A 25,980-nucleotide genomic window follows, 5' to 3' on the forward strand; every position below is an offset into this window, starting at 1 on the left:
GTAAGGTTGATGGCTAAAGGTAGAGTTGAAATTAGTCCGGAGTCATGTAAGTCATGCAGTTATTGTGTGATGTCATGCCCAAAAAAAGTGCTTGCCATTGGCGATGAGGTTAATTCAAAGGGGTATCCTTTCGTTGTGGCTAAGAATCCTGATGATTGCATAGGTTGTGCAATGTGCGGGAATATATGTCCGGAATCAGCAATTGAGGTATGGAGAGGATAAGGAGGTAAAAAATGGCAGAAAGAGTTTTTATGAAAGGTACCGAGGCAATAGCTGAGGCAGCTGTAAGAGCAGGATGTCGTTTCTTTGCCGGTTATCCTATTACTCCGCAGAATGAAATTCCTGAATATATGTCTAGAAGACTACCGGAAGTTGGCGGACAATTTGTACAAGGAGAAAGTGAAGTTGCTTCGGTTAATATGCTATTTGGAGCAGCATCTACAGGTATAAGAGCAATGAGTTCATCATCATCTACGGGAATAAGTCTTTATTCTGAGGGAGTATCATTTAGTGCTTCAGCTAGAGTTCCAATCGTATATGTAAATGTAGGAAGAGGAGGTCCAGGAATTGGAGCAATTCAGCCAGCACAGCAGGATTATAATCAGGCTACAAAGGCGAGCGGAAATGGTGGATTTAGAATGATAGTTCTCGCACCTTCTTCTGTTCAGGAGTGCGTAGATATGGTATATGAAGCATTTGATCTCGCAGCTAAATATGAGAATCCTGTGCTTGTACTGACTGACGGCGTGGTAGGTACAATGATGGAGCCTGTTATACTACCTGAGATGAAAACAGATGAAGAGCTCGCCTCGCTAAGAAAGAAATTTGAACACAGAGCTATAATAGGTCACCCTGTTGGCAAACAGGCAGTTTGCAGAGCAGGACTGATGGGCTCAGGTCAAGAAAATGTAAATATTAAAGCTGCTGCTATGTATGATGACTGGGATTGCGAGATTAGAGTTGAGGAATACATGATGGACGATGCTGAACTAGTTATTGCATCATATGGAATATCAGCAAGAATTTGTAAGGCCGTAATAAACAAACTTCGCAAAGAGGGAATAAAGATTGGAATGATAAGACCTGAGAGAATATCTCCATTCCCATATGATACATTTGCTAAGCTTGATCCAAAGAAGATAAAAGGGCTTCTCGATGTTGAGATGTCAATTCCTGCACAGATGATTTGGGATGTAAAGCATGTTCTTAACAAGGATATTCCAGTAAGAGAATGTCTGAGATCAGGTGGACAGCTAATGACAAACAATCAAGTTGAGAATGCAGTTCGTGATTTGATTAAGGAGGTGCTTTAATGGAAAAAAAGGTATATTCTAGGACCAATGGTTTATTGCCAGGTGCAGTGTCTGGATTCTGCCCGGGCTGTATGCATGGTACAGTACATAAGCTTATAGGAGAGGCTGCAGAGGAGCTTGGACAGCTTGATCACCTAGTTCGTGTCGAGGGCGTAGGTTGCTGCGGACTTGGACAATTCTATGTTTCTCACGATGAAACTATTGCAGCTCACGGAAGAGCTTGTGCTGTTGCAACAGGAATAAAGAGATCAAGTCCGGAGTCACTTATATATACATATCAGGGAGATGGAGATCTTGCAGCTATCGGTCTTGCAGAAACAATGTCTGCAGCTAATAGAGGAGAAAATTTCACTGTAATATTTGTAAATAATGGTATTTATGGAATGACAGGTGGACAGATGGCACCTACAACCCTACTTGGAATGAAGTCTACAACAAGTCCGGGAGGAAGGGTTGCGGAAGAACACGGCTACCCAATGCATATGTGTGAAATTTTGGATACTTTAACAGCTCCAGTTTATCTTGAGAGAACATCGTGCGATACACCTCAGCATGTTATTGCTACAAGAAATGCAATCAAGAAGGCTTTTAAATATCAGCTTGAGGGAAAAGGTTTCTCAATGGTAGAAATCGTTACCTCATGCCCAACAAACTGGGGAATGAATACCCTTGATTCACTTGATTTTCTAAGAGATAAGATGTTTGCGGAATATCCTCTAGGTCTTATCAGGGATAATGGTTAAGGAGGGTCTTATAAATGGAAAGAAATTTAATGATTGCAGGATTTGGTGGACAAGGTGTAATGACGATGGGCAAATTGCTCGCACAGGCTACCTGTGATTCAACCGATTTAAATGTAACATTTTTCCCTTCATATGGTGCTGCCATGAGGGGAGGTACTGCAAATTGCTATGTTGTTATTTCTGATGAAAGCATAGGAGCACCTTCAAGCACATCAGTTGATGACCTGATTGTAATGAATGAGCCTTCACTTGATGCCTTCCTAGGCAATCTCAAGGAAAATGGCGTTCTATTCATTAACAGTACAATAGTTAAGAAGAAAATAGATAGGAAAGATGTAAATCTAGTAGAAGTTCCTGTTACAGAGATGGCTCTCGATATGGGAGATCCAAGAGTGCTAAATGTTATTATGCTAGGTGCATATATTGGTTATACAGATGTTGTGCCAACGGAGGTAGTTCTTGAGGGCTTGCACCATAAATTCAAGAATAAGCCTGATGCAATAAAATTAAATGATGAAGCATTTCAAAAAGGTTACGAGATTGGAATAAATGCAAAAAAGGATAGATAAGTTAAATTAAGACAGGGCACAGTATTAATTAATTAGCTTGAGTGGATGCTAACCTATATTTCCTAGGTGGCATCCATTTTGTTTTTGATTGAAAAAAAGAGCAAAAAAATGTATAATTAACCGATATTTATATAACAAATAATGTGAAGGTAGGTATATTTACATAAATGCTTGAAGTTTTAAATGGAATAATTAAAAATTTTAGGTTACTTGATGTTTTAGATATTCTAATAGTTGCATTTATCATATATAAAATCCTTGGTTTTATAAGAGAAACAAGGGCTATGCAACTGGTCAGAGGAATACTCGTTTTTGTTACGATTTTTTTCCTTTCTGATTTGCTCGACTTATACCTTCTCAATTATTTGATGAAAAGTCTTTTTACCTTAGGAATATTTGCTCTAGTTGTACTATTCCAGCCTGAGCTAAGGCGTGGACTTGAGCAGATGGGTAGAAAAAATTTGGTTAGATCGCAGTTCAAGAGTATTGAGAAAGAACAGGCGATAGAGTTTGTTAATAATATCGTAAGAGCTCTTGACGATATGAGTCGTACAAGGACTGGAGCACTTATAGCTATCGAAAGAAATACGATGCTCAATGATATAATAGAAACTGGAACTGTTATTGATTCCAAGGCTACTTTTAGATTGATTGAAAATATTTTTTATGAGGGTTCGCCTCTCCACGACGGTGGACTTATCATAAGGGGAATTAGGCTTAATGCTGCAAGTTGCGTTTTCCCTCTAACAAAAAATGAGATTGGAGTAAACCTTGGTACTAGGCATAAGGCGGGGGTTGGACTTAGTGAGGTAAGCGATGCACTTGTAATCATTGTATCGGAGGAAACAGGTGTAATTACTATTGCAGAAAATGGAGAGCTAAAGAGATTTCTCGACTCAAGCACGCTAGAAAAGATTTTATTGAATATATACTTGCCAGAAGAGCCAAAGAAGGTTCTGAACAAATTCTCCGGAGTATTTAATTTTAAGGGGGACAAGGGCAATGAAGATGAATAATAAGATAAAAAGCATTAATAAGCTGAGCCTAGTAATCTCAATTCTAATCTCGATTATCGCTTGGTTTTATGTTGTATATAATATCAATCCAACTATGAGCAGAACTTATAGAGATATTCCAGTTACCATCTTGGGAGAAGATGTGCTTGAGGAGAATAATCTTGCAGTTGCATCTCTCGACAATGATTATATTGATATTAAATTAAGGGCAAAGAGAAATATATTAGATAAAATAGAGAATAATTCAATCGCAGTAAGTGTTGATGTTTCAGAAGCAGGAAAAGGAGATAATAAGATTGCAATATCGATAATACCTCCGTCTGGAACAGTTTTATCGAAGCAAAGTGCAAAAAGCGTAACAGTTAAGGTGGACAGCCTAAAAAAAAGAAATTTAAAAATAAAAACATCGGTGTCAGGCAAATTACCTAGTGATGAAGAACTTGATTTAACTGATATAGAAGAAAAAACAGTCGAGGTAAAAGGTGCTAAAAGCTTAGTCGATACAGCTTCATATGCAGAGGCTACTGTCGATGTAAGTAAAGTGGATAAGAGTGAAAAGACAATAAGTGCAAAGCTAGTAGTAAAAAATGCAAGCAATAAGGCTTTAAAATATGTTAGATGCAGTCCGTCAAAGCTTAAAATCAAAGTTGTAAAAAGCAATAATAAGAAGGTCAAATTAAATGCAATAGTTAACAATCCTGATAGCGATTTAGTCGAGAGAACATATTCAGCTCCGGACGATATTTATATAAAAGGTGACAAGAAATCGCTTCAGAATATAGCTAGCATAGATACTAAAACAATTGATATAAGCAATATAAATAAGACGACGGATATTGAAATGGAATATAATTTGCCAAATGGAATCGCAATATCAAATAAGAGCAAGAAGATGATGCTTCATGTTGAATGCACCCCTTTAAAGACAAAGACTTTTAATATAGATTCAGAATCTGTTAGACTAAAAAATATTAGAGATGGTCTAAGCACTTCAACCAGTGGAAGTGTTGAAGTTACAATTTATGGAAATAATGAAGAATTAAATAGGATTCAGGATAGCGATATTATCCTTTCTATTGATTTGTCATCATTTAATGCTGGCACATATTCGCTAACACCTGAAATAACGAGTGCAGGCAGTGCTAGAAGGTCAGTGGTTACAGGGGAGATTAGCATTAAATTATATTGAAGATATTAAATTATAATTTGTAAAAGTATATAAATATGAATATTAGCTTTTTAATATATTTGAAATATTGATTTATGAAAGGGGAAAATTAATATATGGGAAAGATGTTTGGTACTGACGGAGTTAGAGGAATAGCAAATACCGAGCTTACTGCACAGGTTGCCTTTGATATAGGGAGGTCTGCAGCATATGTTCTCGGCAAAAGGTCAAAAAGACCTGTTTTTGTAATAGGCATGGATACGAGAATATCTGGAGATATGCTTGAAAATGCTCTAACTGCGGGTATTCTTTCGATTGGTGGAAATGTTTTGAAGCTAGGGGTCATTCCGACACCTGCAGTTGCTTATTTAGTTAAATATTTTAAAGCCGATGCGGGAGTTGTTATATCAGCTTCGCATAATCCATTTGAATACAATGGAATCAAATTTTTTAATAGCGATGGGTTCAAGCTTGACGATAACATCGAGGGTGAAATTGAAGATGTTATTTTTAATGGAATAAGAGAGGAAAAAGTCCTTATAGGAGGAGATATAGGTAGATGCCTAGATGCAGAGGAGGACGCAATTAAAATCTATACAGATTTCTTATTAAGCACAATAGATATAAGGCTTGACGGACTTAATGTTGTCTTAGACTGTGCTAATGGTGCTTCATATAGAACTGCAAAAATAGTATTTGAAAGCCTTGGTGCAAACCTCACTATTTTATCTGATGAGCCAAATGGTGTTAATATAAATGAAAACTGCGGTTCAACTCATACAAAGAATATTCAAAAAAAGGTTGTTGAGGTATCGGCAGACATAGGACTTTCTTTTGATGGAGATGCTGACAGACTCATAGTAATTGATGATAAGGGAAGGATCGTTGATGGAGATTATATCTTATCAATTTGTGCAAAAAAGCTCAAAGATGATGGAGAATTAAATGAAAATAGAATTACAGCATCGGTTATGAGCAATATAGGATTGCATAAGAAAATGGAAGAATATGACATAAAGGTTGACACAACAAAGGTTGGAGATAAATATATCCTAGAATCCATGCTCAAAACAGGCTCTGTACTCGGAGGTGAGCAAAGTGGTCATATGATTTTCCTAAATTATGCAACAGCAGGGGACGGTGTTATGAGTGCTTTGCAATTTCTAAAGGCCAATATAGCAAGTGGAAAAAAAGTAAGCGAACAGAGGGACGAGGTTATAATTTATCCGCAGGTACTTATTAATGCTAAGGTAGATAATAAGAATAAAGATATTGTTACATCTGATAAGGAAATTAGCGAGCAAATTAAAATAATCGAAGAAAAAATCGGAAATACCGGAAGAGTTCTAATTAGACCGAGTGGAACCGAGCCACTTGTAAGAGTTATGCTTGAAGGTGAGGACATCAAAATGCTTGAGGAACTTGCAGTAGGGCTTGCCACATCAATTGAACTTAAATTTAACAAAGCATAAACATACTTCAGCACCTATGATATATACGATATATAGAGGAGTTTATAATGGACATAATGGATATTTATCAAAAATGGCTAAGCAATAGACACCTAAATTCATCGCTCAAGAGAGAACTGATGAAAATAGTCGGAATGCGTGATGAAATAGAAGATAGATTTTATAGAACCCTAGATTTTGGAACAGCAGGAATCAGGGGAGTCATGGGTGCTGGAACAAATAGAATGAATATTTATACCGTAGGTGCTGCTGCAAGGGGATTTGGCGAGTGGATATTAGACAAAAATAAGGAAAAGCAAGGTATTATAATCTCCTATGATTCAAGAAACAACTCTCATGAATTTGCCTTAATAAGTGCAAGAATACTTGGAAGCATGGGTATCAATGTACATCTGTCAGACCAAATTAGACCGGTTCCAATGCTCTCATATGGAATAAGATATTATAAATGTGCAGGCGGGATAATGATTACCGCATCGCATAATCCACCGGAATACAATGGATTTAAGGCATATGGGGAGAGCGGTGGTCAGCTTATGCCAGATGAGGCATCTTGTGTAAAGACCAATATAGATTGCAACGAAGATATTTTTGAAGCGGTTGATAATGCTCTTCCTCTAGACGAATTAATAAGCAAGGGAATTATTAATTATATAGGCGATGAGTTAGACGAAGCATACGATAAAGAAATACTTTCATTTTTTAAAGATGAAGCGAAAGATAGGTCTTATAGAAATAAATTAAAGATTGTTTATACACCGCTTAATGGAGCGGGAAATATTCCGGTAAGAAGAATTTTATCAAAATTAGGATTTGAGCAGGTATTCGTTGTTAATGAGCAAGAAAAGCCCGATGGAAATTTTTCTACTATGAAAGTTCCAAATCCTGAGCTTCCTGACACCTTTGATTTAGCAATTAAAACTGCCACAGCAGTTTTTGCAGATATAATAATAGCAACAGACCCTGATTCTGACAGGCTTGGAATTGCTGTAAGAGATAGCGATGGAAACTATAGAGTTTTAAAGGGCAATGAGATAGGAATTATTCTTATGGAATATATTCTCACTATGAAAAACTCAAGGAATGAAATACCATCAAACGGTTTTTGCGTCACATCAATAGTATCAACAAAGCTAACAAAAAAAATATGTAAAAGATATGGTATAAAACTCTATCAAGTATTTACAGGTACGAAGCATATCGCAGATAGAATTAATGAGTTAGACGAGCATGGAGATGAAAAATTCATATTTGGCTTTGAAGAAAGCCACGGTTATATGGTAGATGCTAATATAAGGGATAAAGATGCGATTTCATCAGCTGCTATAATTTCTGAGATTGCAGCATTTAGCAAGTTCAGCAATATGACATTGCTGGATCAGCTTGATTCTATATATGCTCTATATGGTTATGCAGCTGACGAGAGTTATTCTATGATTTGCACTGGAGAAAATGGGCAAAAGCAAATTAAAAAAGCAATGGAATATTATAGAAATATTGCTGAAAATAATGATGGAAAACTCGGAGAAGAAGGTAGTAGATTAGGTGAAATACCAGTTACTAGGTATAGAGATTTTCTTCCAAAGTCAAATGTTTTGATGTTTGAGATTGGAGAGTATGACTTTATTACCATGAGACCTAGTGGGACTGAGCCTAAGCTTAAGATATACTTCGGCTGTTATGGCAAAAAAAATGAGGCAAGAATTAGACTTGCCAAAATTTCAGGAATGGTTCTTATGGATGTGAATAGGGTTATTGACTCTTTTCCCATAGAATCCTAGGATATATTCTTGCTTGCTTCATCTCTTCAATTGTTGCAACTACAAGAGGCTTATCCTCTTTATATGTTACGCCGAACCATCTGTCGGGAGAATGAAGAATTTCTACGCTCGCCTTGTTTTCAGCGACTTGATTTCCAATTGAAGTAGGTAGATAGAATTCTCCTTTTAGAGGATTATTATCCAAAATATCACGAAGGGCCTCGCTTAGGTCCTCTTTTATTATATCGATATATTCCTTCCCAAATCCCCAAAGGTTCATAGAGACTGAGGTTCCATCAGGGATTATGTCACACTCACCTTTCATATTTTTTCCAGTTATTACATCCTTAAATGTCCCATCTTTCTCCCTATGCACATCGGTATGTTCTTCTATATAAGTCAGGTAGTTATTTTTTTCTTTACATATTCCGCGAGAAACGGAGCCATTCTCTGACAGAGTATTTTCAATATTAAAACCGACCATGCAGTGATGAGTTTTATCAGCTTTGCTGCTTAAAAAATTATATATGAGCTGGAAAGCCTCGTTTCCATAGTAGTCATCTGCATTTATTACTGCAAATGGTGCGTCGATATAATCTCTCGCAGAATATATTGCGTGACCGGTGCCCCAAGGTTTTACCCTGCCATCTGGAACTTCAAATTCATCAGGAATATCAGATAATTTTTGAAAAACAAAATGATAATCCATCATGTCACCGATAGTAGATTTAAGATGATCTTCAAGAATAGGTTTAAGAGTCTCATTGATTACGAAGATTACCTTTTTAAAACCCGCTCTCCTTGCATCAAAGAGAGAGAAGTCCATGATAATATCTCCCTCATTGCTTATTGTATCTATTTGCTTATTACCACCATATCTGCTTCCAAGTCCAGCAGCCATTACAACTAGAATAGGTTCCATAATTACCTCACTATTTAAATCATATTAATTATTTTAAATCTTATATTAGTCAATAATTAAAAATATTAAATTAATAAAAATCTATGTTAATCAAATTGCTTTATAATTAGTAAACTATTTAGAATTTGATATAGCCTTTAATAATCTATTTTTTACCTTGTCTTCTCCCAATATCTGCTGAATTGTCCAAATATCAGGAGAATTTGATCTGCCCATTATAGCTATTCTTATAACCGTACTTACATGACCGACATGACCTTTGAAATCATCAGGATTTTTCTTATAATCCTTAGGCTTCCCTGCATACCCAAGGTCTGTTGCGATATTTCTAATTTTATCAAACCAGGCACTATTATCATCATTATGATCATAAGTATCAAGATAGAGCCTTAAAATATTATTAACATCATCATTTTTAACTATTTCCAGAGGGAACTCGTCTTCAATTTTAAAAGAGTTATCCCAGAAATAGCTTATAAAATCAATTATCTGCCTAGCATAAGCGAGATCTTTTCTTGGTTTTTTATCATTTCTGCCTATATCAAGAATTTTCTCAAGATATTCTATATCGTCAAATAAATAAGAATATTCAGGTGCAAAATCTGTAGACCAAGACCTAAGCCATATAGCAAGCTCGCTTGCAGGTATTCTTAGGAGGGTATCCTTGCTCACATCATTTAGCTTATTTAAATCAAATAGGGCACCTGAGGTATTCATCTTTGAAGTTGTGAATTTAAATTTATCAGAATCTAGATCAGGATTATCTCTACGCCATTCCTCATAATTTGAATTGAGAATTGTGAGCAGGTATTCTCTGACCGCTTCTGGATGATAGCCCATGTCTCTATAAAATGAAAGGCTTAATTCAGGGTCCTTTCTCTTGCTGAGCTTCCTCTTGTTGCCATTCTCGTCTAGTTTCATTAGCTGAGCTGTATGGCAATAAATCGGAGGCTCGAAACCAAGTTTTTCAAAGAGTTCAATATGTATAGGAAGAGATGGTAGCCACTCCTCGCCACGAATAACATGGGTTGTTCTCATAAGGTGATCATCAACCACATGAGCAAAATGGTATGTCGGAATACCTGTTGCCTTTATTATGACTACATCTTGAAAGTTTTCAGGGAGATTAAGTACGCCTCTTATCTCATCGAAAATCTCAGTCCTCTTTATATTTTCACCCTCAGCATTTGGAGTACCAGTTGACTTCAGACGAATTACAAAGCTGTCACCCTTTTTTATCCGTGAAATAATTTCTTTTTCTATTTCAGGCGACTTATCCCAATCTCTATATTTTGAATAACCCATGTAAATACCAGGGCTTATCTTTTTTTCCTCTTGTGAGGTGCGAATATCTGATATTTCATTTTCGCTCAAAAAACATGGATAAGCATTGCCATCTGCAATCAGCTTTTTTGCAAAGGAGCGATATATTTCTCCACGCTCGCTCTGAATATATGGTCCATATTCTCCGTTCTCACCGTAGGCAGTAACTCCTTCATCAAAATTTATGCCAAAGAAATCCAAGCTCGATATAATCGTGTCGACTGCATTATCCACATAACGCTTGTCATCTGTATCTTCGATTCTCAGGTAAAAAACCCCATCGCTTTGGTGTGCAAGTCTTTCGTCAACAAATGCCCCATACAAATTACCAAGATGTATGAAACCTGTTGGGCTTGGACCAAGCCTTGTTACCATAGCATTATCAGGTAGTTTTCTCTTTGGATATATTTTTTCATAATCTGACGGTGATTTTCTAATATCAGAAAAAATAAGTTCGCTTAACTCTTTGTTATTCATCTATTTCTCCATACAAACTAAATCATCAAATTCTTTGCTATTATACAAAAAATAATAAATCTTTTCAATTTTAAGCTTTTCTTTAAGTTTTTCTCCATTATCAGGGTTGTAAACTGGAGCTAATGACGGAAAACTCAAGCATATAAAATTAAACATATTTTAAAAATATCACGCATATTTTAACTATATAAGGAAACATATTAAAGGAGCATATAGAAAAGCATATTAAAGATAAATATATAAATGACGAAATCTATAAAAATTTTTGCGGTTAAAGCGATAAAATTATTGGAGACATAAAACCATGTATTTATGGTATAATACTATGATTATGAAAAGTAATATGGAGATAGATTGATGAGCATAATCAAGATTATTTTTGCAATAATGCTAAGCTTGCCAATACTCATATTTGGCAGATTTTTGATTGGCTTATTTGCTAAGGAAATAGGTGCGGGTTCTTCTAAAAATAAGAGGAGGAGCGACCGATGAACAAGTCTATAACTAGAGGTTATTTTATAACAGTTGAAGGATCTGACGGGGTAGGCAAAAGCACTCAGATTCATAATATAGAAAATTATTTTTTGAAATTAGGATATGAAGTTCAGCTTACAAGAGAGCCGGGAGGCACTAGTATAGGAGATAAGCTTAGAGACATTCTTCTTGATGTGTCAAATGATGAGATGAATGAGATGACGGAGATGCTCATATATGCCGCTTCTAGAGCACAACATATCAAAGAGCTTATAGAGCCGTCACTAAAAAAAGGCAAAATAGTAATATCAGATAGATATATCGATTCTAGTATAGCTTATCAGGGATATGGCAGAAGGCTAGGAGAAGATGTTGTTAAAATCGTAAATGAGTATGCAAGCTTTGGGCTTATTCCTGACCTCACTTTTTGGCTTGACCTAGATCCCGAGCTTGGCAGGAAGAGGATACTTTCTAGGTCAATTATTCAAGATAAGGATGTAACATTTGATAGGATTGAACTTGAAAAAAATGATTTTCATAATAGAGTAAGAGAGGGATACAAGGAGATAGCGAGGAAAAATCCTGAGAGGGTGCATAGGATAGATGCATCATTAAAAGCTGATGATGTATGGGAAGAGATAGAGCTAATATTGAGGAAAATTATATGAACTATTCTCATTCATATATAATTGAATATCCAAAGGGAGACAGAAGAGATGAGCTTTTAACAAGGGAAATTAAGAATCTTCTTAAGACAGATAGAAATGTAGGGCCATATCAGCATGAAGATGTTCATTATATGACATCTACAGGAAAGCTTGGATATAAGGTAGTTGATGTTGACCAATTTATAAAATCTCTCAAAATGATGCCTCATGGCAATATTTCTGTCGGAGTGATAGATGATGCGGATTTAATGAGTGAGATTGCTCAAAATAAGCTTCTTAAAACGATAGAAGAACCGCCTGATATGGCTGTAATTTTTCTTGTTGTATCAAATAGACAAAGGCTTTTAAGCACAATAAGGTCTAGGTGCAAGGTCAAGATATATGGATCTTATGAAAATTATCGAGATGAAAATAAAGAACCAGATTTAGTAGATGATGCAGTAGAAAAAGATAAAAAATTAAATTATTTGAGCAAGTCATTTTTTGAATTAAAATATTTTTATCAATTTAGAAACTCGCTTGATAAGGAAGTTGAGGATAAGGACTTTGCCTTAAGATTTATAGATGAGATAGAAAAGAATTTATTTGAATATTATTTGGAAGATGCAAGTGATACAAATTATCCATATTTAATAGGTAAGTGCGAGGATACGAGAATAGATATAATGAATGGGATGGGCTTCAAACAGGCATTAAAGAGATTATTTTTGCTCTTTCATTAAATTCATTAGATTGGATTTAATATATGTTTTTTAAACAGGCGATAAAAATAATTAATCAAAAAATATACACAAACATATAAACAGATAAATATTTAAAAGAGAAATCTGATATATACTAGATACTTATTTAAACTAAGGAGGAAGAATGGTTGAAATAGTTGGGATTGGTTTTATGAACGGTGGGAAATCATATTATTTTGACCCAGAAGGAGAGATATTTGAGCTGGGAGAGCTTGTAATAGTTGAAACTGCAAGAGGACTCGAATTAGGTCATGTTCTAATTAAGAATATGGAAGTAGATGAATCTGAGCTCAAAGCACCGCTTAAACCGATAATAAGAAAATCCACTGAGCAGGATATTAGTAAATATAAAGAAAATCAGGCGAAAAAACCTGAAGCGATTAGAATTTGTCAAGAAAAAATTCTAAAGCATAAGCTTAATATGAAATTAATAGATGCAGAATATACTATTAATGGTTCAAAGCTGATTTTTTACTTTTCGTCTGATGGAAGGGTTGATTTTAGAGAACTTGTTAAGGATTTAGCTTCATATTTTCATACCAGAATTGAGCTTAGGCAGATAGGTGTCAGAGATGAAGCAAGGATAATGGGCGGCATAGGAATTTGTGGAAGACCTTTCTGTTGTCATAAATGGCTACATGACTTTGAGCCGGTATCGATAAAAATGGCAAAACAGCAAAATATTAGCCTTAATCCTGCAAAAATATCTGGCTCATGTGGTAGGCTAATGTGTTGTCTTAATTATGAAAATGATACATATAAGGAGCTTTCCAAAGGTATGCCTAGTGAGGGTGAGAGAATAATGACGCCTGACGGGCTAGCAAAGGTATGCAAGATTGATCTCTTTTCTGGGAAAATAATGGCTAGACTTATTTCTAAAGACGAAGAAAGTGGTGAAGACACGATAAATCCTGAAGTAAATATATATTTTAAAAAAGAGATTAAGAAGATAGAAAAGAAAAAGCATAAAAATAGCCATAGCAAAGATGAATATGCTGGTTTAAGCGAGGAAGAAAAGTCGGAGCTGGAAAAACTTAAGATGGCTGAAGAATAGCTGAGATTGAACGCCTCATTAATACAGTGTATAATATTTACATATAAGTATAAGTTTTTTTATTAAGAATAGACAAGGAGAATTCTATGATCACGATCAGTATTAAAGACGCAGTATTTCTTGTTTTGTTAGTTGCACTGCTAGTGCTAATCATATATTTAATAGTTATGGTTGCAAATTTAATTAAGACATTAAAAAAGGCTAATTTGGTTATTGATGATGTTCAAAGAATGTCAACAATTGCTGCTGATAAGACCGAGAGCGTAAATAATAAGTTGGACAAATATGCGGATAAAGTTTCTAATTTTGTAGGCAAGGTTAAGTCAGAGGGAAGCTCAATTAACAGGCTTTACAATAGAAAGCTAAATAGAAATTCTGCTAAGATGGATAAGATGAACAGAAGAAGAATAAGAAGAAAAAATAGACCTGACAAAGAAAGATTGACAGATTATACAAAATAACTTATAGGACATATTACTTAGGTTCTAATAAATATCAATTTTCTTAAGATAGGAGCAATAACAGTTGGCAAAGTTAATTGTAGAAAATAATGGTCCACTACATGGAATAGTTGAAATAAGCGGTGCAAAAAATGCAGTTCTTCCTCTAATGGCTGCAACTTTACTTACCGATGAAAAATGTAGTATAAATGGGATTCCTGATTTAACTGATGTGTTCGTTATGAAAGATATGCTCACAAGCTTTGGTGCAAAGGTTAAAGCAGAAAAAGATGATAATGGAATATCGAGAATAGATGTTCAAGCTGATGATATAACAAATATAAGAGGAAGCAAGGAGCTCGTGTCAGAAATGCGAGCATCTACAATGGTAATGGGTCCATTGCTTGCTAAGTGCGGTAGATGTGTTATGCCACTCCCTGGTGGATGTGCGATTGGCTCAAGACCAATAGATCTTCATCTCAAAGGATTTAAGGCACTTGGAGTAACAGTAATTGAAAATAGCGATGAGTCGGTTATAAGCTTGGTTACATATGCTGAGGGACTAAAGGGAGATATAATATATCTTGATTTTCCAAGCGTTGGAGCTACAGAAAATATTCTTATGGCAGCGACTCTTGCAAAGGGAACGACTGTTATAGAAAATGCTGCAAAAGAGCCGGAGATAGTTGATCTTGCGAATCTTTTAAATAAGATGGGAGCAAAGATAAAGGGTGCTGGAACAGATACTATTAGAATTACAGGAGTGGACAAACTTCATGGAGCTGTTCATACCGTAATACCTGATAGAATAGAAACAGCCACCTTCATGCTTGCTGCTGCCATAACAAGGGGTAAGATTTTAATAAAAAATGCCATACCAGGTCATGTCAGACCAATAATTGCCAAGCTTAAAGAATGCAATGTAGATGTAGAAATTGTTGATGAAGGAATCTATGTGAATGGAGCGAATAAGGAGCTAGTCGCAACTGATATAAAAACCCTACCATATCCGGGTTTTCCAACTGATATACAAAGTCCATTTATGGCATTTTTGACCACAGTTGATGGCGAGAGCAAGGTTAAAGAAACCGTTTTTGAAAATAGATTTATGCATGTAAATGAATTAAATAGAATGGGAGCAAAGATTAGCACAAGGGATAGAGAAGCTTTCGTCCACGGTAATACAAAGCTCGTCGGTGCAAAAGTAAGAGCTACTGACCTAAGAGCAGGGGCAGCAATGGTTCTTGCGGGACTTGTTGCAGAAGGAGTTACCGAAATTAGTGAGATTTATCATATTGAGCGTGGATATGAAAATTTTACAAAAAAGATGAAAAATCTTGGAGCTAAGATTGAGCGTGTAGTTGAAGAGGGAGACAAAGTTGAACGCCATGTAGGTATTTAACCTCATGGATTCATTTTGATTTTTGCAGATTTTTTAATAAAAATGATAAATTCGGGGGACTAAGATGGCTAATATGGAATTTCTCAAAATGCTTGCAAAAGAATTTCCAAATCATAGAGCGGTAAATACTGAGATTATTAATTTAAATGCGATAATGGCACTTCCAAAGGGAACAGAGTATTTTTTGAGTGATATTCATGGAGAATATGATGCTTTTCAATACTTTGTTAGAAGTGCTTCAGGAACTATCAGAATGAAGATAGATGAGAATCTTAAAGACCTTTCTGAATGTGAGAAGGAACAGCTTGCAGCACTTATCTATGACCCCGAAAATGAGATAAAGAGAAGGGAAAAATCTGAGAAGGATTTTGACGGTTGGACGAAAAAAATTCTTCAAGAGCTACTTGTAATCTGCAGGAGTGTTTCAACGAAGTACACAAGGGCAAAGGTTAGAAGGCTTCTTCCTGTTGACAGCGGATATGCGATGAGCGAGCTACTTTTCTCAGATGATGCCGATAATAGAATAGCATATTATAATTCTATTGTAGAAACTATTATCGATGTAAATGCTTCAAGGACATTTATCAAGGAGCTTGCGACAGTAATATCAAAGCTTGCAGTTGACCAGCTTCATATAATTGGCGATATATATGATAGAGGACCAAAGCCACATCTCGTAATGGATTTTCTTATGTCAAGAAGAGCTGTTGATGTACAATGGGGAAATCACGATGTGGTATGGATGGGAGCAGCCTGTGGTAACAGACCTTGCATTGCAAATATTATAAGGATGAATGTCAGCTATAATAATTTCGATATGCTCGAGTATGGATACGGTTTTAACCTAAGACCACTTGCTACATTTGCACAGGAGATATATGGAAATGATCCATGCAAGAGCTTTATGCCCCATGTTTTAGAAAAAAATAGGTTTGATCCTATACCTGAAAAACTCGCAGCAAAGATGCACAAAATGATTGCGGTAATTCAGTTCAAGGTAGAGGGGCAGTCTATATTAAGACATCCTGAATATGAACTGGACCACAGACTTTTACTTGACAAGATAGATTATGACAAGGGAACGGTTAATTTATATGGCAAAACATATGAATTGAAAGATGTTCATCTTCCTACTGTCGATCCTGAAAATCCATACGAATTGAATGCAGAGGAAGAAGAGGTTATGTCTGCTCTTGAAGCATCCATACTTAACTCTCAAAAGCTTAAGGAGCATATGCACTTCATGTTTAGCCACGGCTCTTTATACCATATATCAAATAACAATTTATTATTCCATGGCTGTATTCCAATGACGGAAGATGGAGAGTTTAAAAAGGTTAAGGTTGATGGCAAAGAGCTTTCTGGTGCAAAACTATTTAGATACCTTGATAAGGCTATGAGAAATGCTTATTACAATTCAAAGGATGATGAAGAGCGAGCAGAAGCTGGAGAGCTTATGTGGCGTCTATGGCTTGACAAGGATTCACCGTTATTTGGGAAAGACAAGATGACAACATTTGAAAGATGTTTTACAAGTAGCAAAGAAGCTAAAAAAGAAAATACCATGCCATATTATAGCTTGATTGAGAGGCAGGATATATGCGAAAAAATTCTTGAAGATTTTGGAATTGATTCTGATAAAGGCGTTATTTTAAATGGTCATGTTCCTGTGAAAATAAAGGACGGAGAGAGTCCAATCAAGGGTAATGGCAAATTATATGTCATAGATGGTGGAATAAGCAAAGCGTATCAAAAGACAACAGGCATAGCAGGTTACACATTCATATATAACTCTAGATTTATGGCACTAGCAGAGCATATGCCATATGAAAAGCTTAAAAGTGATGGAACGCAGGTATTTCACAGCCCAAAAGTACAAGTAGTTAAAGATATGGGAAGAAGGATAATAATTCGCGAGACAGATATAGGAAAAGAATTGCAAAAACAGGTAGATGAGCTGACCGACCTAAATAGTGCATTTAAAGAGGGTGACATCAAGGAAACTTATCCTCTGACAGAGATGAAATATAAAATTCAATATGTTAAATAATTATAAATTATAAGGAGGCAAGGATATGACACTTAGACAAATACTCGGAGGGATATTACTTTTTGTTAGCCTTTATGCGATGTATAAAATTGCAAGAAGACCGAGAGATTAGATAATTTGATTTTGCTATAATTTCGCAGGTTTTATAAATTTGTGAAGATTAAATTTGAGATTTTTTTATACTGTAGCATCGCTATATTAGCGGTGCTTTTATTATATTATAAGTAATAAGAAAGCAAAATTGACATTAGGTCGGTACACCGATATAATGTAAGAAAATATAAAAGATAATTACTGGAAATGTAGAGGTTGAGAAAATGACTTTTCAAGAATTTTTAGAACAAGAACATATAACAAAATATCATCTTTCAAAAATTAGCGGAGTGCCGAAATCAACAATTAATGATATTTGCACAGGGAAAAGTGAAATTAAGCGTTGCTCAGCAATAACTGTTTACAAACTTTCTTTAGCTCTAGGATGCACTATGGAGTATATTATGTCATTAGAGTCAAATTTTGATTTAATAACAGGGATGCCAAAGGATAAAACCTATTTAGAATATGGTTTGCCTGAATTTTTAAAAAAATCGATTAAAACAATGAAAAATACATGGGAGAAAATTGATTCCGGAGAAAAATATACTCATTGGGATGGAGATTATTGTAATTTGCAAACCGATATTAATAATGCAGAAGTAAATCAAATTATCAGCGAAGAACAAGCATGGTATCTTAGAGAAAAATATTTAAGAATAGAAAGGATGTAATTTATGAAGGAAATAGATTTTACTGATTTAGATAAGCGTAAAAAATTGTATGATGGAGCAAATGGAAATAAAATTTCTATCATATATAATAATGAACAATATATGTTGAAATTTCCACCAACTGCAAAAATAAATAAAAACATGAATTATAGTAATAGTTGCTTTTCTGAATATATCGGTTGCAAAATTTATGAAAGTTTAAAAATTCCTGTTCAAAAAACAATTCTTGGTACTTATAAAGTAAAAGGTAAAAATAAAATAGTCGTAGCGTGCAAAGATTTTACAAAACATGGGGTAGTTTTACAAGATTTTGCTTCGTTAAAAAATCAAATGATTGATTCAGAAAGAAACGGATATGGGACGGAGCTTTTTGATATTCTTAATACAATTGATGAACAAAATGTAGTTAATAGAGAAGAACTTTTAGACAGATTTTGGGATATGTTTGTTGTAGATGCTTTTATTGGTAATTGGGATCGCCATAATGGTAACTGGGGATTTTTATATGATAGTAGAACTGATAGTATGGAAATTGCACCAGTCTATGATTGCGGTAGCAGTTTATTTCCACAAGCTGATGAATTAATAATGAAGGAAATACTTACAAATGATAATGAATTAATGTATAGGGTTTTTGAGATCCCGACTTCCGCAATTATGCTTAATGGGAAAAAGATAAAATACTTTGATTTTATTGTGTCTATACAAGATGAGAATTGTAATAGAGCAATAAGGAGAATAACTCCTAAAATTAATATGGAGGATATTAAATCGATTGTATTTAGCACACCATATATAAATGATTTACAAAAAAAGTTTTACTATACAATATTATCGGAAAGAAAATCTCGCATTTTGGACTTTACATTGAGAAAATTAAAAAGTATATAAGTAAAACAGATTGTAAATTAATAAAAATTTATTTATTACTAAAATAAGGAATGAACCATAATAAATAATGAATAAGAATAAAAAATACAAAGTAACAAAAGAAGTAATAAGAACAACAGGCAAAGAAAAAATTACTGGTTAAATTGGCTGGGGGTTATTTATTGGACTGATAATTTATTTAATTAAAGAAAGGGGGGGTGTAGATATGGCTAGCAAAGAAAGAAAAGCAACATATAGTCCTGAAGCTGATAAAAAATGGAAAGATGCGAATAGGGAACGCAGGAATTATTTAAGTGGCAGAGGGGCAGCAAGGTCATTTATAAGAAATAAGGCAACATTAGAAGATTTAGACGAACTGATAAGATTGATTGAGGAAAGAAAAGAAAGTATAGCAGATAACAATCTCACAAAGGAGTTTTAGATTTTATCTAAAACTCCTTTTTATTAATACAAAAGAATAAAAAATCTAGCGTTAACTTTGCAAAAGGGTCCTGCCAAGGGTCATGCCATTAGGGGTCAAAAAAGGCACATTTGGGAAGTTTTCAAAGGGTATTTTTTTATAAAATCAAGATATTAAAAAAGCCTTGAACTACTGAAATTAGAGTGTTTTCAAGGCTTAAAAAATTTGGTGCACCCGTAGGGGCTCGAACCCTAAACCTTCTGATTCGTAGTCAGACACTCTATCCAATTGAGCTACGGGTGCAGATTTTTACAGCTTTATAATTATACAAAATTGATACTAATGTGTCAAATCTTTAAATGGGTTAAAGAATACCCAATGAATATCTAATGATTATCTATTGATTATCTAATTTAGTAGTTTTTATGACTATAATAAAATTTAGTATGATATAATCAAGTTGAACAAATCGCAGATTAATTTAACTGGAAATTGAGGAAATTTATATGGCATTTGCACATTTACATACACATAGCGAGTATAGCCTTCTCGACGGAATGTCTAGAGTAAAAGAGATACCAAAGCACATTAAGAGCCTAGGAATGGATTCCGTTGCACTCACAGATCACGGTGCGATGTTTGGAATTATTGATTTCTATAAGGCTTGCAAAAATGAGGGCGTTCATCCGGTAATCGGTTGTGAGGTATACACCGCAGCAAGAAGAATGACAGATAAAGACTCGAATTATGATAGACACAGCGGGCACCTGATTCTTCTAGCTGAAACAAATGAAGGTTACCACAATTTGATGAAGATAGACTCTGAAGCATATATCAAAGGGCTTTATTACAAGCCTAGAGTTGATAAGGAACTTTTAAGAAAATACCACAAGGGAATAATATGCCTTTCAGCCTGCCTTGCAGGTAAGGTTCAATATAAACTTTTGATTGGTGATTATGATGGAGCAAAAAAAGAGGCACTTGAGCTTCTTGACATATTTGGAGAAAACAATTTTTTCCTAGAAATTCAAAATCACGGTCTGCCTGAAGATAGAAATGTAATAGAGGGCTTGCTAAAACTATCCAAAGATACCGGAATTCCTCTTGTAGCAACTAATGACTCTCACTATACGAGAAAAGAAGATGCAAAGGCACACGATGTTTTGCTTGCTATAGCGACAAATGCTGATGTCGATGCTGATGACAGGCTTACCTTTGCTACAGAAGAATTTTATTTAAAAAGCGAAGAAGAGATGAGGGAGCTTTTCCCTGAGGCTCAGGACGCAATAGATAGAAGTGAGGAAATTGCCAAAAGATGCAATGTAGATATTAAATTTGGTGAATATCATATACCTAATTATGAACCGCCAGAGGGTTTTACCACAAAAGAATATCTTAGGAAACTCTGCTTAGATGGGCTGAAAAATAGGTATGGCGAGAAAGAAGCTCTTAATCTTGAAAGCGTTCCAAGAAAGAGGCTTGAAAAAGAGCTGTCCGTTATAGAACTTATGGGATATGTTGAATATTTCCTGATTGTATGGGATTTTATTAATTATGCTAAAACTAAAGGCATTCCAGTTGGGCCGGGAAGAGGCTCTGCCGCAGGTAGCGTTGTGTCATATGCTTTAAGAATAACCGAAGTAGACCCGATAAAATATAATTTAATCTTTGAGAGATTTTTAAATCCGGAAAGAATTAGTATGCCTGATATTGATATTGATTTCGATATTGAAATGAGGCAAGAGGTTATAGACTATGTAATAAAAAAATATGGGAAAGAAAATGTAGGGCAGATAATAACCTTTGGAAAATTAAAGGCGAAGATGGCAATTAGAGATGTTGCAAGAGCTCTTGGGGCAAGCTATGCCGAGGGAGATGCAATAGCCAAGAGCATACCTAATGTCTTGAATATAACAATTTCTGATGCCTTAAAGATAAATAATGAGCTTCAAGTTCAATATCAAGAAGACCCTGAGGTAAGAAAAATTCTCGATATGTCGATGGCACTTGAGGATTTACCAAGGCACGCATCAACGCACGCTGCTGGCGTTGTAATATGTCAAAATCCTTTAGATGAGTATCTGCCCTTGTATTATTCCGAAAGCAAGGGAATTTCAACTCAATTTACAAAGGAAACGGTTGAGGAGCTTGGACTTTTGAAAATGGACTTTCTCGGCCTTAGAAATCTAACTGTAATAAGAAATGCGATTGATTTAATTAAGAAAAAAACAGGAAAAGCTATAGATTTTAATGAAATGGAATTTGATGACCCAAAGGTGTTTAAGATGATTTCTGAGGGTAATACGCAGGGGGTTTTTCAGCTTGAAAGCGTAGGAATGACAGCTTTTATGAAAGAACTTAAGCCGACCTGCTTTGAAGATATTGTTGCGGGAATAGCATTATATAGACCTGGTCCAATGGATTCTATTCCAAAATATATACATAATAAAAAATATCCCAAGGACATTAATTATGTTGATGACTCGCTCGCACATATTTTAGATGTTACCTACGGTTGCATAATTTATCAAGAGCAGGTAATGCAGATTGTTCGTGAACTAGGTGGTTTCTCATATGGTCGCTCAGACCTTGTGAGAAGAACGATGTCAAAGAAAAACAAAGAGGCGATGAATGCGGAAAGAGAAAATTTCGTTCATGGCAAGAAAAATGAAGATGGTTCTGTTGAAATAGAGGGTTGCATTTCTAGGGGTATATCTGAAAAGGCGGCAAATACCATTTTTGATGACATGGCAAGCTTTGCTGAATATGCTTTTAACAAATCGCACGCAGTTGCCTATGCTGCAATCTCATATCAAACAGCATATATTAAGTGCTATTATCCTGTAGAATATATGGCGGCACTTATGACGAGCATGATAGGTGATGAAGCTCACATCAGTTCGTATATAAGGAATTGTAAAGAAATGGGAATTGAAATTTTTCCACCTTCAATTAAAGAAAGTTATGGAGAGTTTACTGCAGAATATGATTTTAATAAAGAAGGCAAAAAAACAAATGGAGTAAGATTTGGACTTCTTGGTATAAAGCATGTTGGCTCAGGCATTGTCAATTCAATAATAAAATCTCGTGAAAAATATGGCAGTCCAAATGATATTTATGAATTTGTCGCCAACCTCGATGTAAAAGAGCTAAATAAGAGGGCTATTGAGAGCCTGATAAAATCGGGTGCGATGGATTGCTTGAATGATAATAGAGCCTCCATGATGATGGTTTATGAAAATGCAGTATCTTCAGCACAGCTTTCGGCAAGAAATAGTACAAAGGATCAAATATCAATTTTTCAATTAGATGACAAGGCAAAAGAAGAAGTATCACTTGCAAGAGATCTTCCGAAAGTAAAGAATTTTGATAAAAATGCTCTTTTAGCAATGGAAAAAGAAGAACTTGGAGTATATATTAGCGGGCACCCACTTGATGACTACAAGGAATTATTAAATAGGAATGTTAATTGCTATAGCAGTGATTTAACGATAAAAAAGGGTGATGAAAACATAGAAAACCAAGGACAGGACGGTATAGAATATCAGCAGGAAAAGAAGTTTAGGGATGGAGATAAAGTTATCATTGCAGGTATGCTCACCGGAGTTAAGAAGATGATGACTAAAAAAGGGCAAGAGATGGCTAGGTCTCTAATCGAAGATTATTATGGAACAATTAATCTTATATTTTTTCCAGAAACATTTCAAAGGAATAGAAATCTTATCAAGGAGGATTCAATTGTTGCAATTAAGGGAAAAATCAATTACCAATCAGAGGGTGAAGCTGATATTTTGGTAGAAAAAATTGACTTAGTGGAGAATATTTCAGAGTTAAGACAAGATAAAAAAGTAGGCCCTCTTAAGATAAAGATAAGCACAGATATTCGAGATGATGCTGGTGGAGATAGAGCTATACTTGAGAAGATATTTGAGCTATTATCTAATTATCCGGGCAATAGAGATGTTTTAATTTATCTACCGATGAGAAAAGCTACAAAGCTAGGCACTAAGCACAGGATAAATTTAACGGAGGAACTCAAAGATAAACTGGTTAAATGGTTTGGTGAAAAAAATATAAAGGAGTAATTTAAGTATGAAAAAATCTGTATTGATTTTTTACAATTCAAAAAGAGGAAGTACAAAAACCTACGCTGACTGGATTGAAAAAGGTATAATATCTTCATGCGATGAAAAGGGAATAGAGGTTGTTTGTGAGAAGTCAAATTTTGCAGAAACAAATCTCGAAGAATTAAAAGAATATGATGTAATAATTTTTGGAAGCTGGCTTAGGGGAAGCGGTATTGTTGGTCTTAACTCGGTGAAGCCATATATTGATGGACTTCAGAAAAGGACTATAATATACTGCTGCGGAATATCAGAATATAATCCCGCAAATTACGCACAGATTATGGAGATAAATTTCAATGACAAGATTGATATGAGCGATGTAAAATTGTATTACTGCATCGGAGCTTATGACCCTAATAAGGTAAAAGGCATCGATAGGCTGATGATGTGGATTGCAAAGAAAATTTTAATCAAAGGAACAATTAAAGAAGAATCTGATGCGGGAATGAGAATGAAGAAGATTATAGAAGAAGGTGCAGATTTAAAAGATGAAAAATATGCAAGGCAGGTAATCAAGGGTGCAATGGAGATAATAGAAAAATAGAAAAACATACAAAACATAGAGAATATACAAAACATACAAAATATACAAATGGACAAATAAAAGAGGGAGGCATTCATTTTGAAGTGCATCCCTCTTTTTCTTTATATTCTTTTATCAGACTTTCATCAGAATTTTTTTATTAAAATTATCTATTAATGAAATCCTATTCCAAGACCTAGAGTAATCAATCTAATAACAAATAGAATTGCTGAGACCCACATTACAGGAGCAATTTCATTAGCTTTCTTTGTTAGAATTTTTAAGATTACCCAGCTCAACATTCCGAACATTATTCCGTTAGCAATAGAGTATGTGAATGGCATCATAACTATTGCAAGAAATCCGCTGACTGTATCTGCAATATTATCTTCAAAGTTTACATTTTTGATTGCACTTAACATCAAAAGACCAACATATACAAGAGCTGGAGTTGTTGCAAATGCAGGAATAGCAAGGAATATAGGCGAGAAGAATAGGGCTAGAATAAATAGTACAGCTGTAGTAAGCGAAGTTAGACCTGTTCTACCTCCAGAAGCAACACCTGCACTGGATTCAACGAAACTAGTAACAGTTGATGTACCTAGGCAAGCACCAGCGATTGTTCCAAGAGCATCAGACATCAGAGCCTGCTTAGCTCTAGGTAAGTTTCCATTCTCATCTAAGAGATTTCCCTTGCTTGCAACTCCTATCAATGTTCCAACTGTATCAAATAAATCTACAAATAGGAATGAAAATGTTATAACAATAAATTCGATTAAGTTTTCTCCAATCCACTTAAAATTAAAAGCAAATAGTGTAGGAGCGTGAGGAATTAAATTTTTAGCAGAAAATACAGGATATAACGAGAAAGCCTCAGCTTCAATATTTACTTGATACCAACCCGTAGCTTGTGCAATCATTCCTAGAATCCATGTTGATAAGATACCTATTAGAACTGCTCCTTTTACATTGTAATGTACAAGAAGTGCAATTATTACAAAACCGATTAGTGCTAGAATAAACTGAGGAGATTTAACAGTACCCATGGTGACAAGAGTAGCTGGGTCAGCTGTTACAATTCCTGCACCTTTTAGACCTATGATTACAATGAACAAACCTATGCCGGCAGTTATTCCATATTTTAAATTCTGAGGAACATCATTAACAAGTTTTTCACGGAAATTAGTAAAACTCAAGAGGACAAAGATTATACCTTCTACAAAAACAGCAGTTAATGCGATTTTCCAAGGATCTTGAATACCAGCTTCCGCCATTGGAATACATACTGAGAATGAAAAGTACGCATTAAGACCCATTCCTGAAGCAAGTGCTACAGGGTAGTTAGCGTAGAATGCCATAATCAGTGTTGCAAAGGCTGCAGATACTGCGGTAGCTGTAAAGACAGCAGCACTATCTAAACCTGAAGCGGCGAGCAAGCTAGGGTTTACAGCAAGAATGTAGACCATGGAAAGAAAGGTGGTCACGCCTGCGACAATCTCCGTTCTAACATCTGTTCCATGTTCATTTAGCTTAAAAAATTTTTCCATTTTTCTCTCCTTGATGAAATATTTAATATCAAAAATACGTATCAATTATATGTTTGAAAGCAAAATTAATCAAGGAAAAAAGAGATAATTTGGTTATAAATATTATAAATATAGGATTGATTTGTATTAAG

General features: G+C 35.1%; 23 protein-coding genes and 1 tRNA gene. 20 read left to right on the top strand and 4 right to left on the bottom strand.

Annotated elements, in window-relative coordinates:
- Positions 1 to 9 precede the first annotated feature (9 nt).
- From BQ5371_RS04985 to BQ5371_RS05020, 8 genes are all read left to right on the top strand, one after another.
- Positions 10 to 222: a 4Fe-4S dicluster domain-containing protein gene (locus BQ5371_RS04985; RefSeq protein ID WP_071132809.1), complete on the top strand. Its 213-nt coding sequence runs from the start codon at positions 10 to 12 to the stop codon at positions 220 to 222.
- 11 nt (positions 223 to 233) lie between these two features.
- A complete protein-coding gene (gene vorB / locus BQ5371_RS04990) occupies positions 234 to 1,313 on the top strand; it encodes a 3-methyl-2-oxobutanoate dehydrogenase subunit VorB (protein WP_071132810.1) in 1,080 nt (359 codons plus the stop codon).
- Entirely contained in the window at positions 1,313 to 2,056 is a 744-nt protein-coding gene (locus BQ5371_RS04995; RefSeq protein ID WP_071132811.1) for a thiamine pyrophosphate-dependent enzyme, read from the top strand. Before vorB ends, BQ5371_RS04995 begins: the two co-directional genes overlap by 1 nt.
- A 14-nt stretch (positions 2,057 to 2,070) precedes the next feature.
- On the top strand, positions 2,071 to 2,625 hold the full coding sequence (locus BQ5371_RS05000; protein ID WP_071132812.1) for a 2-oxoacid:acceptor oxidoreductase family protein: 555 nt from the start codon (positions 2,071 to 2,073) through the stop codon (positions 2,623 to 2,625).
- Between the two features lie 167 nt (positions 2,626 to 2,792).
- The gene (gene cdaA / locus BQ5371_RS05005) at positions 2,793 to 3,641 is read left to right on the top strand and encodes a diadenylate cyclase CdaA (RefSeq protein WP_071132813.1); all 849 of its coding nucleotides are present in this window, start codon (positions 2,793 to 2,795) and stop codon (positions 3,639 to 3,641) included.
- Positions 3,628 to 4,830, top strand: coding sequence for a CdaR family protein (locus tag BQ5371_RS05010; protein ID WP_071132814.1), 1,203 nt, complete (start codon positions 3,628 to 3,630; stop codon positions 4,828 to 4,830). Before cdaA ends, BQ5371_RS05010 begins: the two co-directional genes overlap by 14 nt.
- 95 nt (positions 4,831 to 4,925) lie before the next feature.
- Positions 4,926 to 6,281 (top strand): phosphoglucosamine mutase, encoded by a 1,356-nt coding sequence (glmM, locus tag BQ5371_RS05015; RefSeq protein WP_071132815.1) that lies wholly within the window; start codon positions 4,926 to 4,928, stop codon positions 6,279 to 6,281.
- A gap of 47 nt (positions 6,282 to 6,328) precedes the next feature.
- Positions 6,329 to 8,062 (top strand): phospho-sugar mutase, encoded by a 1,734-nt coding sequence (locus BQ5371_RS05020; RefSeq protein ID WP_071132816.1) that lies wholly within the window; start codon positions 6,329 to 6,331, stop codon positions 8,060 to 8,062.
- On the opposite strand, the gene BQ5371_RS05025 is transcribed toward BQ5371_RS05020, so the two are convergent.
- Positions 8,034 to 8,963, bottom strand: coding sequence for a nucleotidyltransferase family protein (locus BQ5371_RS05025; RefSeq protein WP_205408032.1), 930 nt, complete (start codon positions 8,961 to 8,963; stop codon positions 8,034 to 8,036). The genes BQ5371_RS05020 and BQ5371_RS05025 overlap by 29 nt on opposite strands.
- A gap of 114 nt (positions 8,964 to 9,077) precedes the next feature.
- Positions 9,078 to 10,763, bottom strand: coding sequence for a glutamate--tRNA ligase (locus BQ5371_RS05030; protein WP_071132818.1), 1,686 nt, complete (start codon positions 10,761 to 10,763; stop codon positions 9,078 to 9,080).
- A 357-nt stretch (positions 10,764 to 11,120) separates the two neighbouring features.
- Between BQ5371_RS05030 and BQ5371_RS07105 the strand changes: the two genes are divergently transcribed.
- The 10 genes from BQ5371_RS07105 to BQ5371_RS05075 all read left to right on the top strand — a co-directional run bounded on the left by BQ5371_RS07105 (position 11,121) and on the right by BQ5371_RS05075 (position 19,673).
- On the top strand, positions 11,121 to 11,255 hold the full coding sequence (locus BQ5371_RS07105) for a hypothetical protein (RefSeq protein ID WP_268873206.1): 135 nt from the start codon (positions 11,121 to 11,123) through the stop codon (positions 11,253 to 11,255).
- A complete protein-coding gene (gene tmk, locus BQ5371_RS05035) occupies positions 11,252 to 11,905 on the top strand; it encodes a dTMP kinase (protein ID WP_083377437.1) in 654 nt (217 codons plus the stop codon). The genes BQ5371_RS07105 and tmk overlap by 4 nt, the downstream gene beginning before the upstream one ends.
- Complete coding sequence (locus tag BQ5371_RS05040) at positions 11,866 to 12,627, top strand: hypothetical protein (protein ID WP_071132819.1); 762 nt, start codon at positions 11,866 to 11,868, stop codon at positions 12,625 to 12,627. The genes tmk and BQ5371_RS05040 overlap by 40 nt, the downstream gene beginning before the upstream one ends.
- Positions 12,628 to 12,772: 145 nt before the next feature.
- Positions 12,773 to 13,702 carry a PSP1 domain-containing protein gene (locus BQ5371_RS05045; protein ID WP_071132820.1) on the top strand — a complete coding sequence of 310 codons (930 nt, stop codon included), beginning with the start codon at positions 12,773 to 12,775 and terminating at the stop codon, positions 13,700 to 13,702.
- An 86-nt stretch (positions 13,703 to 13,788) separates the two neighbouring features.
- On the top strand, positions 13,789 to 14,163 hold the full coding sequence (locus BQ5371_RS05050; RefSeq protein WP_071132821.1) for a hypothetical protein: 375 nt from the start codon (positions 13,789 to 13,791) through the stop codon (positions 14,161 to 14,163).
- A 64-nt stretch (positions 14,164 to 14,227) separates the two neighbouring features.
- Complete coding sequence (murA, locus tag BQ5371_RS05055; RefSeq protein WP_071132822.1) at positions 14,228 to 15,544, top strand: UDP-N-acetylglucosamine 1-carboxyvinyltransferase; 1,317 nt, start codon at positions 14,228 to 14,230, stop codon at positions 15,542 to 15,544.
- Between the two features lie 64 nt (positions 15,545 to 15,608).
- Entirely contained in the window at positions 15,609 to 17,594 is a 1,986-nt protein-coding gene (locus BQ5371_RS05060) for a fructose-bisphosphatase class III (protein ID WP_071132823.1), read from the top strand.
- Positions 17,595 to 17,911: 317 nt separating this feature from the next.
- A complete protein-coding gene (locus tag BQ5371_RS05065) occupies positions 17,912 to 18,361 on the top strand; it encodes a helix-turn-helix transcriptional regulator (RefSeq protein WP_071132824.1) in 450 nt (149 codons plus the stop codon).
- Between the two features lie 3 nt (positions 18,362 to 18,364).
- The gene (locus tag BQ5371_RS05070; protein ID WP_071132825.1) at positions 18,365 to 19,252 is read left to right on the top strand and encodes a HipA domain-containing protein; all 888 of its coding nucleotides are present in this window, start codon (positions 18,365 to 18,367) and stop codon (positions 19,250 to 19,252) included.
- A 205-nt stretch (positions 19,253 to 19,457) separates the two neighbouring features.
- Positions 19,458 to 19,673 (top strand): hypothetical protein, encoded by a 216-nt coding sequence (locus BQ5371_RS05075; RefSeq protein ID WP_071132826.1) that lies wholly within the window; start codon positions 19,458 to 19,460, stop codon positions 19,671 to 19,673.
- Positions 19,674 to 19,878: 205 nt separating this feature from the next.
- Here the strand turns inward: BQ5371_RS05075 and BQ5371_RS05080 are convergent.
- A tRNA-Arg gene (locus BQ5371_RS05080) sits at positions 19,879 to 19,955 on the bottom strand.
- Positions 19,956 to 20,158: 203 nt separating this feature from the next.
- On the opposite strand from BQ5371_RS05080, the gene BQ5371_RS05085 reads away from it, so the two are divergent.
- Positions 20,159 to 23,737, top strand: coding sequence for a DNA polymerase III subunit alpha (locus tag BQ5371_RS05085; RefSeq protein WP_071132827.1), 3,579 nt, complete (start codon positions 20,159 to 20,161; stop codon positions 23,735 to 23,737).
- A 7-nt stretch (positions 23,738 to 23,744) separates the two neighbouring features.
- On the top strand, positions 23,745 to 24,323 hold the full coding sequence (locus tag BQ5371_RS05090; RefSeq protein ID WP_071132828.1) for a flavodoxin domain-containing protein: 579 nt from the start codon (positions 23,745 to 23,747) through the stop codon (positions 24,321 to 24,323).
- Positions 24,324 to 24,475: 152 nt separating this feature from the next.
- Here the strand turns inward: BQ5371_RS05090 and BQ5371_RS05095 are convergent, their stop codons facing one another.
- Complete coding sequence (locus BQ5371_RS05095; protein ID WP_071132829.1) at positions 24,476 to 25,849, bottom strand: NCS2 family permease; 1,374 nt, start codon at positions 25,847 to 25,849, stop codon at positions 24,476 to 24,478.
- Positions 25,850 to 25,980 lie beyond the last annotated feature (131 nt).

This window comes from Alterileibacterium massiliense, from assembly GCF_900104645.1.
Classification (GTDB): Bacteria; Bacillota; Clostridia; order Peptostreptococcales; family Anaerovoracaceae; genus Alterileibacterium; species Alterileibacterium massiliense.